The following is a 15,782-nucleotide window of genomic DNA, read 5'->3' on the forward strand; positions in this document are numbered from 1 at the left end:
TGGGCGACGTTCAGCGGAAATCAGAGTTGACCGGGCCGCGCATCGCGGGCAACGCGCTGGCCGCGGCCACCGCCGCGGTCGCGGCGTCGCATCTCGGGGTGGCCGGCACCGTGCTCGGCGCGGCGCTGGTCAGCGTCGGCACCACGGCGGGCACCGCCGTCTACGCGCACTACCTCGAACGCACCGGTGAGAAGGTCAGGCAGCACACGGTCAAGGCCCGGCGCGGGCAGAGCTGCGCAGGTGGCGGGACGGACACGCTGGTGCCCGTCGAGGAGGCGGCGCCGAGGCGGTTGCCGTGGGCCAGGGTGGCGGTCGCCGCCGGGCTGGTCTTCGCCCTCAGCATGGGCGGCATCCTGACCTACCAGACCGTGGCCGGTCAGACCGTGGCCGAGCAGCTCACCGGCAAGCCGGCGCGCAAGACCGCGCGGGCCAAACCCACACCTGTCAAGGACAAGGACGCGGAGCCCGGCTACTCCGCTCGCCGCGTGCGGACGGCGGTGACCCCCGTGGCGAGCAGGTCCCCGGACCCGTCGGCCACGCCGGCCGTCACGGCCACCCTCACCGTGACGGTGTCCGCGACTCCGGCCGTCACGGCGGCGCCGGCACCGGCCGGCCATCCCACGCCCGCGCCGACGGCCACGACCGCCGCTTCCGGCTCCCCTGCGCCCTCGGCCCCGGCGCAGAGCCCCGCTCCCACCGGCTCCATGCCGCCACCGCAGCACGTCGAGCCGGGCGACCGCGTCCGGCGCCCGCCGGCGACACCGGACGAGAGCGCCAGGGTCCGGACCGCCGCCGCGCAGGAGGACGAGGAGTGACACCGGGGCGGCGCCGCGGGCGATGGAACGGGATGGAACGCCTTGGTTGACATGGAGGGCCCGGAGGCGGCCCTCGTCGTCTTCAACGGAGGCACAGCATGTCGATCAAACGGGGATTAGCCGTCCTGACCGCCGCCCTGGCGTCGGCAGGACTCATCACGGCGGCTCAACCGGCACAGGCTCTGAACTACTTCAAGATCGTCAGCTTCGCCAGCGGGATGTGCCTGCAGCCCGACCCGTCCGCCCCCGCCGCCTCCGACGCCCAGATCTTCCAGGCGCCGTGTGACGGCAGCGTGGGGCAGAACTGGTTGCCGCTGCAGGAGAGCGGCAGCAGCACGACGTACCGCTTCCTCAACCAGCGCACCGGCTGGTGCCTGGAGGCCAGGGAGGGCGCCGTGAACCTCGGGCGCGTCGACCAGTGGCCGTGCAACAGCATCAGCAACGAGCGGTGGGTCTGGCAGGGGTCGTTCAACAACTCCACACCCAAGCAGCTGCGCTCCGCCGTCAGCGGCACGCGTACGCACTGCATCGACGTGCCGGGGGGATCGCCGACGGTGCCGCTCTACGTCTTCCGCTGCAACGGGAGCGCGGCGCAGATGTTCTACATCCGTCAATGACGGTGCGCGGAGCCGGCGGGCTGATGCGGGCGTGACCATCTGCGACGCCCGGCCTGACCCGCCCGGCCGCGCCTGTGCCTGTGCCTGTGCCTGTGCGCGCGACCAGGACTGACCACGGGCGACCGTACCGCACCACGGCCCTCGACCACCCCGCCGGTCGAGGGCTTCGCTCATGTCCGGCGATCGCACGACCGGCGGCAAGCGCCGGCCCGCGAGGTGCGGCCCGGCCGGACCATCCCCGGCGGGCTCGGGCGTCCTGAGGCGCAGGTGCACGCCACCCGGCTCATCGCCCGCCTGGCCGACCTCACCAACGCCCGCCCCGTGTTCGTGCCGCTGCCCGGCGTGGTCGCCACCGGCGCGATCCGCGAGGCGCTGCTCCAGGACCCCGACCTGGCCGACGTGAGGCCCAGTGGCACGACCTGACGGTCACGCTGACCGGCATCGGCGACCTGGCGCCCGGCGGGTCATCGGCGTCGAAGCGGGCGACGTTCCGCGCCGTCGGGCGGCGGATCGGGATCGCGCGCGGGCTGCGCAAGCTCGCGGCGATCAGGGCGGCCGGCGAGGGCGGCCGGGTCAACGTGCTCATCACCGACCTGCGGGTGGCGCGCCGGCTCTGCTCCTGACGCTCCGGTGTGTCCTTTTACCTGGAACGCCGAGATCGCCGACGACGATCATTCGGTGTGCTGCTCCGCAACCGTTCCGTCTTCGCCAGCTCCGACCTCGACGAAGTGCGCGGCGAGGTCGCCAAGGTGTTCTGCCCGCACCGGCTCGACCTGTCCGGGGACGCGGGCCTGCTGTCGGCCCGGTTCAACTCCGTCCAGCTCGGCTCGGTCCGCGTCAGCTACCTGGACTACGGGGCCGACGTGCACATCGAGCCGGGCGACCTGGAGACGTTCTTCCTGGTCATGATCCCGCTCGCCGGGCGCAGCCTGATCCGCGCCGGCGAGGCGGAGATCGTCTCCACCCCGTCGCTGGCCTCGCTGCCCTCGCCGACCCGCCACCTCGACATGCGGTGGGCCGCCGGCTGCCCCCAGCTGCTGGTCAAGTTCGAGCGGGCCTCGATCGAGCGCTCGCTTGAGCAGCTGCTCGGCGAGCCGCTCGACGCCCCGGTCGTCTTCGACCTCGGCGTGGACCTGACGGCGGGCTGGGCCAGGTCCTGGCGGGACCTGGCCGACCTGCTCGTCAAGGAGGCCGAGCGCGACGACGGGCTGGGCGGCCATCCGCTGGCCGTCGCGCACCTGGAGAACGCGCTGACCACGCTGCTGCTGACCATGCAGCCCTCCAACTACTCGGCGCGGCTGACGGCCCCCAGGCCGCCGGCGCTGCCGAAGGTGGTGCGGCGGGCGATGGAGTTCATCGAGGAGCACGCGCACCTGCCGCTCACCACCGCCGACGTCGCCGGCGCCGTCGCGGTCAGCAGCCGCTCGCTCCAGGAGGGGTTCCGTGCGCATCTGGGGCTGACCCCGATGGCCCACCTGCGGCGGGTACGGCTGGCGCGGGTGCACGACGAGCTGAGCGCGGCCGACCCCGCCCGGGTCACGGTGACCACGGTGGCCGCCCGGTGGGGCTTCCTGCACCAGGGCCGGTTCGCCGCCCAGTACCGCGACAGGTACGGGCAGCCGCCGTCGGAGACGCTGCGCAGAGGTTCCGCGCCGGGTGGATGAGATCCGCGCTCAGCGGATGGCCCGGCCCCGGGCGCCGGCCGTACCGTTCTTGTCAGGCGCCGATCATCCACCTCTCCACTCGACCCCCGGAAGGGACACCTCACCATGCGCGACATCCTCATCGTCGGCGCCGGGCAGGCGGGGCTCCACCTGGCCATCGGCCTGCTCCAGCACGGCTACGACGTCACCGTGGTCTCCAACCGCACCCCCGAGTCCATCCGCGACGGCCGGGTCATGTCCGGCCAGGCCATGTTCGGCACGGCGCAGGCCCTGGAGCGCGAGCTGGGCCTGGACCGGTGGGCCGGGCTCTGCCCGCCCATCGACGGCATCGCGCTGACGGTGCCCGGCCCGGACGGCGGCAAGGCGCTCGACTGGGCGGCGCGGCTGGACGTGCCGGCCCGCTCGGTGGACCAGCGGGTGAAGATGCCGGCCTGGCTGGGCGAGTTCGAGCGGCTCGGCGGCAAGCTCGTCCTGCACGACGCCACCGCCGAGGACCTGGAGCGGTACGCGGCCCGGCACGACCTGGTCCTGGTCGCGGCAGGGAAGGGGGAGATCGCCTCGCTCTTCGAGCGGGACCCCGCGCGCTCGCCGTACAGCGCCCCGCAGCGCGCGCTGGCGCTCACCTACGTCAACGGCCTGCTGCCCCGCTCCGGCCATTCGGCGGTCTGCTTCAACCTGCTGCCCGGCGTGGGCGAGTTCTTCGTCTTCCCCGCGCTGACACACTCGGGCCCGTGCGAGATCATGGTGTTCGAGGGGGTGCCGGGCGGCCCCATGGACTGCTGGGGCGACGTGCGCGGCCCCGCCGAGCACCTGGCGCGCAGCCGCGAGGTCCTGCGGGCGTTCTTCCCGTGGGAGGCCGAGCGCTGCGCCGCGATCGAGCTCACCGACGCCAACGCGGTCCTGACCGGCCGCTTCGCGCCCACGGTGCGCCGTCCCGTCGCCGTGCTGCCGTCCGGCGCGGCCGTGCTCGGTGTCGCCGACGTCGTGGTGCTCAACGACCCGATCACCGGGCAGGGCAGCAACAACGCCGCCAAGTGCGCCGCCACCTACCTGCGGGCCATCGTGGAGCGGGGCGCGCAGCCGTTCGACGCGGACTGGATGCGGCGCACGTTCGAGCTGTTCTGGGCGCAGGCCCGGCACGTCACGGACTGGACCAACGCGCTGCTGGCGCCGGCCCAGCCGCACCACCTGGCGCTGCTGGGCGCGGCCGGGCAGCGGCCGGAGATCGCCTCCCGGTTCGTCAACGGCTTCGACGACCCGGCCGACTACGCCGACTGGTTCATGGACGCCGGCCGGGCCGAGGCCTACTTGGGCGGGGTCGCGGCATGAGAGCGCTGCGGGAGGCCCTCGGGCAGTTCGCGACCGGGGTGGCGGTGATCACGACCGCGACCGCCGGCGGGGAGCGGGCAGGCGTGACCGTCAACTCCTTCACCTCGGTCTCGCTCGACCCGCCGCTGGTGCTCTGGTGCCTGTCGGCGCGCGCGCCCAGCGCCCGGCTCTTCCTGCGGGCCGGGCGGTTCGCCGTCAACGTGCTGGCCGCCGGCCAGGACCACCTGTCCAGGCGCTTCGCCACGCCCAGCGCCGACAAGTTCGCCGGGGTGGAGCTGCTCGGCGCGCCGCTGCCGTTGCTCGCCGGGACGCTGGCCACGTTCGTCTGCCGGACGGAGCGCGTGCACGACGGCGGCGACCACCACATCTTCGTCGGCGCGGTGGAGCGGTACCAGCGGGCCGAAGGGGAACCACTGGTGTTCCACTCCGGCCGCTACCGGGAGTTCTGGCCCGAGCCGGCCCTGGCCCGCCCCGCCTGAGCCCGCCTGAGCCCGCCTGAGCCCGCCTGAGCCGAGGATCACCCTGAGGCCGAAGGTGCCCTGGTGCGGGATGCGCAGGGCGTGGAAGCGGCGCCATCCGTCGCGGGAGTAGCGGGCGGTCAGCCTTTCAGACCGGTGTGCGCGAGCCCCTCGATGAACTGCCGCTGGGCCAGCACGAAGACGACCAGGATGGGCAGGGCGGTCATCGTGGCCGCGGACAGTTGCACGTTCCACAGGGGCGAGCCGTAGGCGTCGACGAACTGGGTGAGCGCCTGCGGCAGGGTGAACTTCGACGGGGTGGACAGGAACACGATGGGTTCGAGGTAGAGGTTCCAGGAGTGCAGGAACGTGAAGATGGCCACGGCCCCGAGCGCCGGCCGGGCCAGCGGCAGCGCCACCCGGCAGAAGGTGCCGAAGCGGCCGAGCCCGTCGACCCTGGCGGCCTCCTCCAGCTCGCCGGGCAGCGTGATGAAGAACTGCCGCATGATGAACGTGGCCAGCACGCTGGGCGCGCCCAGGATCGGCACGAGGATCAGCGGCCAGTGCGTGTCGGTCAGCCCCGCCGTGTGGAAGAGCTGGAACAGCGGGACGATCGTCACCTCGCTGGGGATGAGCAGGCCGACGAGCACGACCAGGAAGAGCACGTTCTGCCCGGGGAAGCGGATGCGGGCGAAGGCGTAGCCGGCCATCGCCGCCACCGCCATCGTGCCGGCGGTCACCACGGCCGCGATGTAGAGGCTGTTGAGGTACTGCTGCCCGAACGGCTGCAGCTCGAAGACCCTGGCGTAGGTGGAGAAGTCGAACCTGGTGGGCACCAGCGCGGGCGGGAAGGCGAAGATGTCGCTGATCGGCTTCACCGACGAGGTGACCATCCACCAGGTCGGGAAGACGAACGGCACGCACAGCGCGCTCAGCACCGCATACAGCGCGAGCTTGACCCTACGACTCATGGAAGACCCACTTCCGGCGCAGCCGCCACTGCAGCAGCGTCAGCGCCGCGACGATCAGGAACAGCAGGACCGACAGGGTGGCGCCGTAGCCGAGGTGCCTGAACTGGAAGGCCTGCTGGTACAGGTAGTAGACGAGGACGGTGGTGGACAGGCCGGGCCCGCCCTGGGTGAGCACGGCGATCTGCGCGAACACCTGCAGCGACCCGACCACGGTGATGATCGAGGTGAGCAGGATGGTCGGGCTGATCTGCGGCACCGTGATGCGCAGGAAGCGGGTCCAGGCGCCGGCGCCGTCGAGCTGCGCCGCCTCGTAGAGCTGGCGCGGCACGCCCTGGAGCGCGGCCAGGAAGAGCACCATGTTGAGCCCGACGTTCTTGACGACCTGGACGACGACGACCGACAGCAGGGCGGTGCTCTCGCCGCGCAGCCAGTTGGGGCCGTCCACGCCGGCCAGGCCGAGCAGGCCGTTGACGCCGCCGTCCTGCTGGAGCAGGAACTGCCAGACGATGGTCCAGGCGACCAGCGACACCAGCACCGGCGAGAAGAACAGCGTGCGGAAGAACGTCGTGCCGCGCAGCTTCTGGTCGAGCAGGACGGCCAGGGTGAGCGCGAGGGCGAGGTTGAGCACGACCAGGCCGGCCGAGAAGAGCGCGGTGCTGGTCAGCACCTGCCCGAGGTTCGGGTCGGCGAGCAGCTTGGCGTAGTTCTCGCCGCCGACGAACTCGAACGTGCCCGCCAGCACGTTCCACTCCTGGAGGCTGTAGTAGCCGACCAGGCCGAGCGGCAGCAGCACGAACAGCACGCTGCCCGCGAGCTGCGGCGAGATCATCAGGTAGCCGACGAGGGCGTCGCGCCGGGGGATGGTCCAGAAGGCGCGGGGCGGCCGGGTGGCGGGGCGCGCGGCCGTCCCCTCACGCAGGTCCGTCGCCGTCACGTCAGCCGCCCAGCAGCGGCTGGATCTTCGCGCACACGCCGTCCAGCACCGCCTTGACGTCGGCGTCCGGCTTCCACAGCGGGTCGAGCGCGGCCCTGGCGGTCTGGGCCAGCTCGGCCTGGCCGGTGTGGCTGGGCTTGACCACGCCCTGCTCGATGCCGTCGATCACCACTTCCTGGAGCTGGTCGCCGTTCAGCATGGGGCTGGTCTTGGCCATGGTGTCGGCCGTCAGCAGGGAGGAGCGGGCGGGCGGGAAGTAGGCGGCGAGCTTGGCGGAGTTGGCGGCGTTGGTGAAGTAGGCGAGGAAGTCGGCGGCCAACTCGGCCTTCGGCGACTTCTTCAGCACGCCGATCCCGGCCTGGCCGATGACCGCGTACTCGCCCTTCGGCCCGGCGGGCAGCGGCACCAGGTCCCACGTGAAGGTGGCGTCCTCCAGCATGGCGGCGCGGGAGATCTGGGCGACGGCCATCGCGGTGTCGCCGGAGAAGAAGTCGACCGCGGTGCCGGGGCCGGGCATCGCCTTGTCGGTGAAGATCGACTTGTGCAGGAACGTCATGGCCTCGACCATCTCGGGCGCGTTGAACTGGCAGGTGCCGCCGTCGTCGCTCCACGCCTTGGCACCCCAGCCCTGCCAGACGGTGGCGAGGTTGTCCCACGCCTTGTAGTCGAAGTTGAGGATGGTCAGGCCGTTCTTGCCCTTCGCCGCGACGGCCTTGTTGATCTCGTTGGCGTGCTCCCAGTCCCACTGGCCGGCCTTGATCAGGTCGCGCGGCGCCTTCTGGCCCGCCGCCTTGACCAGGTCGGTGTTGACGAAGACGCCGAAGGGCGAGGTGGAGAACGGGTAGGCGTACAGCTCGCCGTCGCGCTCCCACAGCCGGGTGGCGGCGGGCACCAGCTCGCCCGCGTTCTCGATCTTGCCCTTGAGCGGGACGAGCGCGCCGGAGCCGACGAAGTCGGGCGCCGCGTTCTCCAGGATCCAGGCCAGGTCGGGGGCGTTGCCGCCGGCGATCTGGGTGGTCAGCGTGGTCGTGTAGTTCTCGAACGGGATCGGGTCGAAGGTGATCTCGCCGACCCGCGGGTGCGACTTGCGGTACTCGGCGGCGATGTCCTTGAACAGCTTCAGGTGGGCCTCGTTGGAGGTCCAGATCGACATGCGCAGCGGCTGCGGGCCCTGCGCGGCCGGCGCCGCACCGCCACCGCAGGCGGTGACCGTGAGCAGGCAGGCCAGCGCGAGGGTTGCCAGGGGTGCTTTCATGGGGGATCTCCTTCTGGCGTCAGTAGCCGGTGACGTCGGGCCAGCGCAGCTCCACGCCGTCGCGGACGAGCCGGTGCTGGTAGTCGGCCAGGAGCCGCTCGTCCGCGCGCACGGCGTGCGGCGTGGTGGCGCGGTCCAGGCAGAAGGCGGCGAGCGCGCCGGCCGCCTCGCCGACGTTCCACTCCACCGGGTGCAGGCGGTAGGCGCCGTTGGTGATGTGGGTGGTGCCGATGTTCTTGCAGGCGGGCAGCAGGTTGCTCATCCGCTGCGGGATCAGCGCTCCGAGGGGGATCTCGAACGGGGAGCAGGCGACGTCGATGTAGTTGTCGCCGCCGGTCGAGGGGTGCAGGTCGATGCGGTACATGCCCACGCCCACGGAGTCGTGGTAGGAGACGGCGCCCTTGTCGCCGCGTACCGCCACGGACAGGTCCTGTTCGGTGACGGTGGTCAGGGCCCGGATGCGCCGGGACTCGCGGATGTAGGGGGCCTGGGCGAGCCCGTCGGTGCCGCCGGTGACGTCGCCGCGCAGCCGCAGGCCGGGGTAGCCGGTGCCGCCGTCGTGGCGGGGCGCCTCGGTCTGCAGCCAGTACAGCACCGACTTCGACAGCTCGCGGGCCGCCGCCAGGTGCCGGTCGGCGTCCGGCACGTCGATGACCGGGCCCTCCAGGTAGTCGATCATCGGCCAGTTGACGAGCGTGATGTCGCTGTCGTACGCGCCGGGCACGAACAGGTCGCGGGCGGCGATCCTGCGGAAGGTCCACAGGTTGCCGTCGCCCGGGTTGACCCGCTGGTCGGCCTCCACCAGGCGGGGGTCGTCGCCGGGGTTCGGGGTGAAGGAACGCTCCATGATCTCCAGCGTCCGCGGGCTCGGGCAGCGCCACGACAGCAGCCGGTCGCCCCAGAAGGGCGGCTGGTAGGCGCGCCAGAAGTCGTAGGAGGCCGGCTTGTCCACGGTGTGGTCGCCGTCCACGTGGTCGATGGCGAAGCACACGGACACGGCCTGCATGTTCATCGGCTGCGCCACCGCCGGGGCGCTGGGCTCGCCGGTGTCGTCCCGGGCCTCGAAGCCGGTCACGTACTCGGCGCCTGCCAGCGGCAGCAGCTCGCCGGTCTCGGTGGCGTCCAGCACGTACGGCGCCACCGCGGTGATCTCGCCGCCCCCGTCGCGGTGCGCGAGCCGCACGGCCGTGACGCGGTCGCCGTCCACCTCGGCCCCGACCGGCCGGTACGGCTGCAGCACGCGCAGCCTGCCGGACCCCCGGTAGGGGGCGAGCATGGCCTCGATGACCGCGACCGCGACCCGGGGCTCGTGGCACAGCTTGCTGACGTGCCCGCCGCCCGGGTTGAGCTCCCGCCACGCCCGCGCCCGCTCGGTCAGCGGGTAGTGCTCGCGGTAGTAGCGCCGGATGCCGTCGCGCAAGGCGCGGTAGCTCGCGGTGACGCCGAACCGCTCCACCCAGGTGTGCTCGTCCGGCGGCACCGCCTGGCTGGTGAGCTGGCCGCCCAGCCAGTCGTACTCCTCGGTGAGCACCACCGAGCGCCCCGCCCGCAGCAGAGCCAGCGCGGCGGCCACGCCGCCCAGCCCGCCGCCGACGACCAGGGCGTCTGCCGATATCTCGATCACGTGGGTCTTACCTCTCATGTGCTCGTGCCAGCGTCGAGCCTTCGACCAGCTCGCACGCCAGTAGTTCCTGCGGGGTGCCGCCGCGCTCCAGGACGCGGGTGAGCAGCTCGACGGCCCTGCGTCCCATCTCCCGCCGGGGGATGCGGAAGCCGGCGAAGTCGATGTCGGTGGAGACGGGCCTGGTCCGCGCGCCCAGCGCGACGATGGACAGGTCACGCGGCACGTCCAGGCCGCGGGCGCGGGCGGCCTCGGCGATGGCCACGCCGTCGGCCAGCTCCTCGGCGAACACCACGGTCGCGCCGGAGTCGAACAGCCCGTCCGCGGCGGGCAGGTGCAGCCCGTCGGCGCCGGTCGCGGCCACGCCCTCGGTGAAGCCGCGCAGCCGGTCGGCGTAGGACTCCGGGCCGCGCCCCGCCCCGACGTAGGCCATCCGCCGGTGGCCGAGCGCCGCCGCCCGCTCGACCAGCGCCCGCACGGCGGGCGGGTAGTCCGCGCCGACGTAGGGCACCGGCCCGCCGGCGTCGTCGCGGCGGCCGACCGAGACGAACGGGATGCCCTCGGCCAGCAGCCTGGCCAGGTCCTCCGGGTCGATCGTCCGGCCGAGCAGCACGCAGCCGTCGGCCAGCCGGATCCGGCTCTCGGCGCTGAAGATCCGCCGCCGCTCCCCCTGCTCGACCTTGGCGCTGGTGAACAGCAGCAGGTCGCAGCCGGCCTCCTCCGCGCACTCCTCGATGCCGACGAGGAACGGGTGGTAGAAGTCCGCGCTCTCGGCGGGGAAGACGGCCTCGTAGGTGAACACGCCGTAGATGCGGTTGCGGCGCTCTGCGAGCCGGCGGGCCGCCGGATCGGCCACGTAGCCGGTCTCCCTGATCACCGCGAGCACGCGCTCGCGGGTCTCCGGGGAGATGCGCACCTCGCCCTCGGCCCGCCCGTTGAGCACCAGCGACACCGTCGTCTGGCTCACTCCGGCCATGCGCGCGATGTCCTGCTGCGTCAGCCGCCGCCCAGAAGCAGTCACAGTACGTATCACTCGCGATCTCGATAATGCGTATTAGTTCGGCAATTGTGAGACCGGACAGAACGGGACGTCAAGGGGTAATCGCTGTGGTAATTCGTATTAGCACCTGCCGGGCTGCTCGAAGAGGGGCGACGCAGCGTGAGCGGGCCTGCTTCTGGCGGCTCACCGGGTCCGGCGGCAGGCCGCGGCCGGGATGTGCCCGTGCAGGCGCAGCCCCTCCCCCGGGCTGGTCTCGATGGTCAGGGTGCCGCCGATGGCGCCCAGGCGGTCGTACATGTTGGTGATGCCGTGCCCCGTGCTGATCAGGCCGGGCCGGCGGGTAGCGGCCGAGGCCGGCGGCGCGGATCTCGGCGGGCAGCGGCGAGTGGCGGACGGCCGTGCGCAGCGCCGCCTCCAGCCCCGACTCGGCGAGCTGCAGCGGGTAGATGCCGTGCGCCAGGTCGCGCAGCTCGGCCTGCGTCTCGCGCAGGTCGGACGAGAGCTGCGCGAGCACGGGCGCCGCCTGCGCGGGGTCGGTGTCCATCAGCCGCTGGGCGATCCTCGACTGCACGGCCGCCGCGACGAGCCGCTGCTGGGCGCCGTCGTGCAGGTTGCGCTCGATCCGGCGGCGCTCGCGGTCGGCCGGGGCCGGGCCTGGTGACGCGGCTGTGGCGGTGGCGTACGGAGGTCGTCCTGCTCGTGCTCGCGGCAGGGGCGGCGGTCGTCATCGCCACCGCCATCGGGCAGGGGATGTGGTGGGCGCCGGTGGCGATGGCGGGCACCGTGGATCCAGGGCGTGTGCGCGGAGACGTCCATGCACACCCGGCGCGGCAGAATTCCGCTGATCCTCTGGATAACGCCGACCGAGCACGGGGAAAGGGCCTTCATTCTGCTCCGGGCGGGGATTGGCGCCGACGACTTCGAGGCGTTCGGCGCGGAAATGGCGGCGGCCTGCTGCGCGGCTTCCGTCCGCGTGCGGCGGCACCCGAGCCGGGCGCGGTTCGTCACCGTGGACGTCATCCGGCGCGCCGCGCGGGACGGCGTTCCCGGGGCGGGGACGTGGGGCGGGGACGTGGGGCGACGGCGAGCAGGGCGGGGAGAGCCGCCCGCTGGAGAAGCCGGCCGGCTGACCCCGCCCCGACCACCTGGGCGGAACGGGCTCACGCCACCCGAGCCCGCCGCCCGTCGCAGCCTCAGAGCGTACCGGGGCCACCGGGCCGCCCCGGCCCTGAGGCTCCGGCCACCCGGACGGGGGCGGTCGCGTCCGGGTGGCCGGCCTTCACACAGCCGGCCGGCTGCCTGCCTCGGCCCCCGTGGTGGGGTCAGGCGGATCGCTCCCTGCGCCCGGGGTCGCGCCGGTCGCGCGGCACCAGGGTGGGGTTGACGTGGTCCAGCACCGTCTCCCTGGTGATCACGACGCGGGCCACGTCGTCCCGGCCCGGCACCTCGTACATGACGTTGAGCAGCACCTCCTCCATGACGGCGCGCACCGCCCTGGCGCCGGTGCGGCGCAGCAGCGCCTGCTCGGCGACGGCGGCCACGGCGCCGTCGGTGAGCTCCAGCTCGACCCCGTCGAGCTCCAGCAGCCGCCGGTACTGCTTGATCAGCGCGTCGCGCGGCTCGGTCAGGATGCGGATCAGCGCCTCGCGGTCCGGCGGGCGCAGCGTCGCCAGCACGGGCACCCGGCCGACGAACTCGGGGATGAACCCGTACCGGACGAGATCCTCCGGCATGACCTGGGCCAGCACGTCCTCCGGGGGACCCGGACGCGGCGCGGCGCCGAAGCCGGCGCCGCCACGGGCGACCCGCCGCTCGACGAGCTGCTCCAGGCCGGCGAACGCGCCGCCGGCGATGAACAGCACGTTCGTCGTGTCGAGCGGGATGAGGTCCTGGTGGGGGTGCTTCCTGCCGCCCTGCGGCGGCACGCCGGCCACCGTGCCCTCCAGGATCTTCAGCAGCGCCTGCTGCACGCCCTCGCCGGAGACGTCGCGCGTGATCGACGGGTTCTCCCCCTTGCGGGCGAGCTTGTCGATCTCGTCGATGTAGACGATGCCGGTCGCGGCCCTGACCAGGTCGTGGCCGGCCGCCTCGACGAGCGCCAGCAGCATGGTCTCGACGTCCTCGCCGACGTACCCGGCCTCGGTCAGCGCGGTGGCGTCGGCGACGGCGAACGGCACGTCGAGCAGCCGCGCGAGCGTCCGCACCAGGTGCGTCTTGCCGCTGCCGGTGGGGCCGACGAGCAGGATGTTCGACTTGCCCAGCTCGGCGTCGGGTGCGCGGACGCGCTTGTAGTGGTTGTAGACGGCCACGGCCAGGGCGCGTTTGGCCTGGTCCTGGCCGATCACGTACTGGTCGAGGAAGGCGTGGGTCTCGCGCGGCCTGGGCGGCTGCGGGGCCCGCGCCGCCGCGCGTTCCCCGGCCATCAGCTCGGTGCACTGGCCCACGCACCCGTCGCAGATGCAGACGGCGGGCGGGCCCGCGATGAGCCTGCGCACCTCGCTCTGGCTCCTGCCGCAGAACGAGCAGCGCGGCAGGTCGCGGGGCTTGCCGGTGCGTGCCATCGGGCCGCCTCAGCCCGCCGGGCGCAGGGTCACGGGCAGGGACGCCAGCCGCCGCGTGCCGGGATCCGGCAGGTACGCCGCCTCCCCCGCGAGCGCCAGGCCGGGGAAGCGGCGCAGCAGCACCCCCAGCGCGACGCCGGTCTGCACGCGCGCCAGCGAGGAGCCCACGCAGAAGTGCGGCCCGTGCCCGAACCCGAGGTGCGGCCCCGGCTCCCGCGTGATGTCGAACCTGTCGGGCTCGTCGAACACGCGCGGGTCCCGGTTGGCGGCGGCCACGGAGACGGTGACCGGCTGCCCCTCGGGGATGGGCACGCCGCCGATCTCGACGTCCTCGGTGGCGAACCGGGGCACGGTCATCGGCTGCGGCGGGCTCCAGCGGGCCAGCTCCTCCACGGCGCGCGGCATCAGTGCGGGGTCGGCGCGCAGCGCGGCGAGCTGGTCCGGGTGGGCGAGCAGGGTGGCGACGGCGTTCGCGATGAGGTTGGCCGGGGTCTGCCCGGCCAGGACGAGCAGCCACACCATGGTGACCAGCTCGTCGTCGGAGAGCCGGTCGCCGTCTTCCTCCACGACGCGGGCCAGGTCGGGCAGCAGGCCGTCGCCGGGCTGCGCCCGGGCCGCGGCGATCGCGGATCCGGCCGCGTCGATGATCTCCGGGATGGCCCGCGCGAACCGCTCGCCGTGCCCGGCGGCGACGGCGGCGCCGTACTCGCGCCAGCGCGGCCTGTCGGCGGGCGGGATGCCGACCAGCTCGCAGATCACGTCCATCGGCAGCGGCTTGGCGAAGCGCTCCAGCAGGTCCACCGGCTCTCGCTCCGGCAGCTCGTCGAGCAGCCCTTCGACGATCCGCTCGATGCGCGGGGCGAACCCGGTGGCCTGGCGCGGTGTGAACGCGGGCGTGACCAGCCGGCGCAGGCGGGCGTGCTCGGCGCCGTTCGTCTCGGCCATCGTGCGCAGGTACCGCAGGCAGTGCTCCGGCACGCCGGGCCGCCGGTAGCTGGACTCGTTGAGCTCCATGCGCGGGTCGGCCAGCATCGCCCTGGCCTCCTCGTGCCGCGTCACGGCCCAGAACGGGCCGAACCCGGGCACCAGCAGCCGCACGACCGCCGACCGCTCCCTGACCTGCGCGTACGCCGTGTACGGGTCGTGCAGCACCGCCGGGTCGGTCAGGTCGATCTCCGGCACATCCATCACAGGCCCCATTTCGAATGATCCCATCATCTGGATGTTCACGGTATCTTGGCTGCGGAGCACCCGGCAACGAGGAGGACGGTTGGCCCGGCTCACCCGAGCGCAGACACAGCAGCGCAACCGGGCGAAGGTGCTGGCGGCGGCCAGGGCGGAGTTCGCCGAGCGCGGATACCGGGAGGCGAAGATCGACGACATCGCCGACCGGGCCGAGCTCACGCGCGGGGCCGTCTACTCCAACTTCCCCGGCAAGCGCGCGCTCTACTTCGCCGTGCTGGCCGACCTGGCGGAGCGCGCGCCCGTGACCGCCCCGGAGGAGCCCGCGCTCACCGTGCCGGAGGCGCTGAGCGAGGTGGCGCGCGCCTGGGTGACCCGGCTGCCGCTGGCCACCGAGGGCGAGCGCGAGCCGAGCAGGCTGGGCATGCACCTGATCCCCGAGATCCTCGCCGACGAGGTCACGCGGCGGCCCTACGCGCAGCTCATGCAGCTCAACGCGGTGCTGCTCGGGCTGGCCATGGAGCGGCTGCGCCCGCCGCGCGAGCCGGACGGGCGGCTGGTGCGGCTGGCCGGGTCCGTGCTCACGGTGCTGCAGGGGGCGGCGCAGCTCGCGGCGGCGGCGCCGGGGTTCGTGGACCAGTTCGACGTGATCCGGGGGTGCGAGCAGCTCGCCGGCCTGGATCTGGGCGACCGGTGGGCGCCCGCGCCGCTGCTCCCCCGGGTGCGGGAGACCGACGAGCCATGGGCGCCGCCGTCCGGGGCGATCGACGCGGTCACGGGCGGGCCCGCGCGGCTGGAGCGCGACGGCGTGGTGGCGGTGCTCGGGCTGCACCGGCTCTCGGCCGCCGAGGACGCGGTCCGCGCGGCGCCCGCGGACGCCGAGGTCACGGCCGTGGTGGTGACCGGTGCGCCCAAGGAGCTGCTACCGCTGGCCCGGCTGGTGGTCGCCGAGGTGAGCACGTGCCTGCGCCAGGCGTTCCCGAAGCCCGCCTGGCCGCGGCTGCGGGTGGTGTACGACGAGAGTGGCGCGCTGGCCGCGGCGGCCGGGGTGGCGCAGCCGGGGGACGACACCGAGGTGGCGCTGCGGGTGGAGGCGGGCAGGGTCGTCGTGCGCGCGCAGGGTTACGGCGCCGCCCACGCCGCCGCCGGGCGGCGCTGAGGTCTTTTCGCGCCGGGTTCCGTTCCGGAGGGAACCGGCGGGCGTGGCCGTGCTGTCCAAGCTATGGGCGACGTTCACGCCGGTGCCCCGCCCGTCGGCCGCCTGCGAAGGCAGGCCGTGGTGCCGCTGGACAGCCGGCTGACGCCGCGGACGGCCCTTCCCGTCCGCCGCGAGTGCTGGACGTCGCCCCCCGCCAACCCCTGGCGATCTCCCGCG

Annotated in this window: 15 protein-coding genes and 1 pseudogene; 8 read left to right on the top strand and 8 right to left on the bottom strand. The window is 73.5% G+C overall.

Features of this window, described 5'->3' with window-relative positions; all coding sequences use genetic code 11:
* Positions 1-26 precede the first annotated feature (26 nt).
* The 7 genes from LCN96_RS31290 to LCN96_RS31320 all read left to right on the top strand — a co-directional run bounded on the left by LCN96_RS31290 (position 27) and on the right by LCN96_RS31320 (position 4,904).
* Positions 27-815 carry a hypothetical protein gene (locus LCN96_RS31290; RefSeq protein WP_225266016.1) on the top strand — a complete coding sequence of 263 codons (789 nt, stop codon included), beginning with the start codon at positions 27-29 and terminating at the stop codon, positions 813-815.
* Positions 816-913: 98 nt separating this feature from the next.
* Entirely contained in the window at positions 914-1,432 is a 519-nt protein-coding gene (locus LCN96_RS31295; RefSeq protein WP_225266017.1) for an RICIN domain-containing protein, read from the top strand.
* Positions 1,433-1,648: 216 nt separating this feature from the next.
* A complete protein-coding gene (locus LCN96_RS31300) occupies positions 1,649-1,855 on the top strand; it encodes a sugar-binding domain-containing protein (RefSeq protein ID WP_225266018.1) in 207 nt (68 codons plus the stop codon).
* Between the two features lie 26 nt (positions 1,856-1,881).
* Complete coding sequence (locus LCN96_RS57485) at positions 1,882-2,055, top strand: sugar-binding domain-containing protein (RefSeq protein ID WP_225276094.1); 174 nt, start codon at positions 1,882-1,884, stop codon at positions 2,053-2,055.
* A 57-nt stretch (positions 2,056-2,112) separates the two neighbouring features.
* Positions 2,113-3,096, top strand: coding sequence for an AraC family transcriptional regulator (locus LCN96_RS31310; RefSeq protein ID WP_225266019.1), 984 nt, complete (start codon positions 2,113-2,115; stop codon positions 3,094-3,096).
* A 105-nt stretch (positions 3,097-3,201) separates the two neighbouring features.
* A complete protein-coding gene (locus LCN96_RS31315; protein ID WP_225266020.1) occupies positions 3,202-4,425 on the top strand; it encodes a styrene monooxygenase/indole monooxygenase family protein in 1,224 nt (407 codons plus the stop codon).
* A complete protein-coding gene (locus tag LCN96_RS31320; protein ID WP_225266021.1) occupies positions 4,422-4,904 on the top strand; it encodes a flavin reductase family protein in 483 nt (160 codons plus the stop codon). The genes LCN96_RS31315 and LCN96_RS31320 overlap by 4 nt, the downstream gene beginning before the upstream one ends.
* A gap of 119 nt (positions 4,905-5,023) precedes the next feature.
* On the opposite strand, the gene LCN96_RS31325 is transcribed toward LCN96_RS31320, so the two are convergent.
* The 8 genes and pseudogenes from LCN96_RS31325 to LCN96_RS31360 form a co-directional block, all read right to left on the bottom strand.
* Positions 5,024-5,854, bottom strand: a complete 831-nt coding sequence (locus LCN96_RS31325) for a carbohydrate ABC transporter permease (protein WP_225266022.1) — start codon at positions 5,852-5,854, stop codon at positions 5,024-5,026.
* Positions 5,844-6,788, bottom strand: coding sequence for a carbohydrate ABC transporter permease (locus LCN96_RS31330; RefSeq protein ID WP_225266023.1), 945 nt, complete (start codon positions 6,786-6,788; stop codon positions 5,844-5,846). The genes LCN96_RS31325 and LCN96_RS31330 overlap by 11 nt, the downstream gene beginning before the upstream one ends.
* A 1-nt stretch (position 6,789) precedes the next feature.
* Positions 6,790-8,043 (bottom strand): ABC transporter substrate-binding protein, encoded by a 1,254-nt coding sequence (locus LCN96_RS31335; RefSeq protein ID WP_225266024.1) that lies wholly within the window; start codon positions 8,041-8,043, stop codon positions 6,790-6,792.
* A gap of 19 nt (positions 8,044-8,062) precedes the next feature.
* On the bottom strand, positions 8,063-9,667 hold the full coding sequence (locus LCN96_RS31340; protein WP_225266025.1) for an FAD-dependent oxidoreductase: 1,605 nt from the start codon (positions 9,665-9,667) through the stop codon (positions 8,063-8,065).
* Between the two features lie 7 nt (positions 9,668-9,674).
* Positions 9,675-10,685 (bottom strand): LacI family DNA-binding transcriptional regulator, encoded by a 1,011-nt coding sequence (locus tag LCN96_RS31345; RefSeq protein ID WP_225266026.1) that lies wholly within the window; start codon positions 10,683-10,685, stop codon positions 9,675-9,677.
* 472 nt (positions 10,686-11,157) lie between these two features.
* A pseudogene (locus LCN96_RS57490) lies at positions 11,158-11,376 on the bottom strand (histidine kinase); the annotation flags it as partial.
* Positions 11,377-11,986: 610 nt separating this feature from the next.
* Positions 11,987-13,225 carry an ATP-dependent Clp protease ATP-binding subunit ClpX gene (clpX, locus tag LCN96_RS31355; protein WP_225266027.1) on the bottom strand — a complete coding sequence of 413 codons (1,239 nt, stop codon included), beginning with the start codon at positions 13,223-13,225 and terminating at the stop codon, positions 11,987-11,989.
* Between the two features lie 9 nt (positions 13,226-13,234).
* Positions 13,235-14,413: a cytochrome P450 family protein gene (locus tag LCN96_RS31360; RefSeq protein ID WP_225266028.1), complete on the bottom strand. Its 1,179-nt coding sequence runs from the start codon at positions 14,411-14,413 to the stop codon at positions 13,235-13,237.
* Positions 14,414-14,495: 82 nt separating this feature from the next.
* On the opposite strand from LCN96_RS31360, the gene LCN96_RS31365 reads away from it, so the two are divergent.
* Positions 14,496-15,566, top strand: coding sequence for a TetR family transcriptional regulator (locus LCN96_RS31365; RefSeq protein ID WP_225266029.1), 1,071 nt, complete (start codon positions 14,496-14,498; stop codon positions 15,564-15,566).
* Positions 15,567-15,782 lie beyond the last annotated feature (216 nt).

The organism is Nonomuraea gerenzanensis (assembly GCF_020215645.1).
Classification (GTDB): Bacteria; Actinomycetota; Actinomycetes; order Streptosporangiales; family Streptosporangiaceae; genus Nonomuraea; species Nonomuraea gerenzanensis.

Bases quoted from the DNA above. Each gene is read 5' to 3' on its own strand.
- LCN96_RS31360 (WP_225266028.1), bottom strand. From the start codon at position 14,413: ATGGATGTGCCGGAGATCGACCTGACCGACCCGGCGGTGCTGCACGAC.
- LCN96_RS31315 (WP_225266020.1), top strand. From the start codon at position 3,202: ATGCGCGACATCCTCATCGTCGGCGCCGGGCAGGCGGGGCTCCACCTG.
- LCN96_RS31325 (WP_225266022.1), bottom strand. From the start codon at position 5,854: ATGAGTCGTAGGGTCAAGCTCGCGCTGTATGCGGTGCTGAGCGCGCTG.
- LCN96_RS31335 (WP_225266024.1), bottom strand. From the start codon at position 8,043: ATGAAAGCACCCCTGGCAACCCTCGCGCTGGCCTGCCTGCTCACGGTC.
- clpX (WP_225266027.1), bottom strand. From the start codon at position 13,225: ATGGCACGCACCGGCAAGCCCCGCGACCTGCCGCGCTGCTCGTTCTGC.
- LCN96_RS31295 (WP_225266017.1), top strand. From the start codon at position 914: ATGTCGATCAAACGGGGATTAGCCGTCCTGACCGCCGCCCTGGCGTCG.
- LCN96_RS31320 (WP_225266021.1), top strand. From the start codon at position 4,422: ATGAGAGCGCTGCGGGAGGCCCTCGGGCAGTTCGCGACCGGGGTGGCG.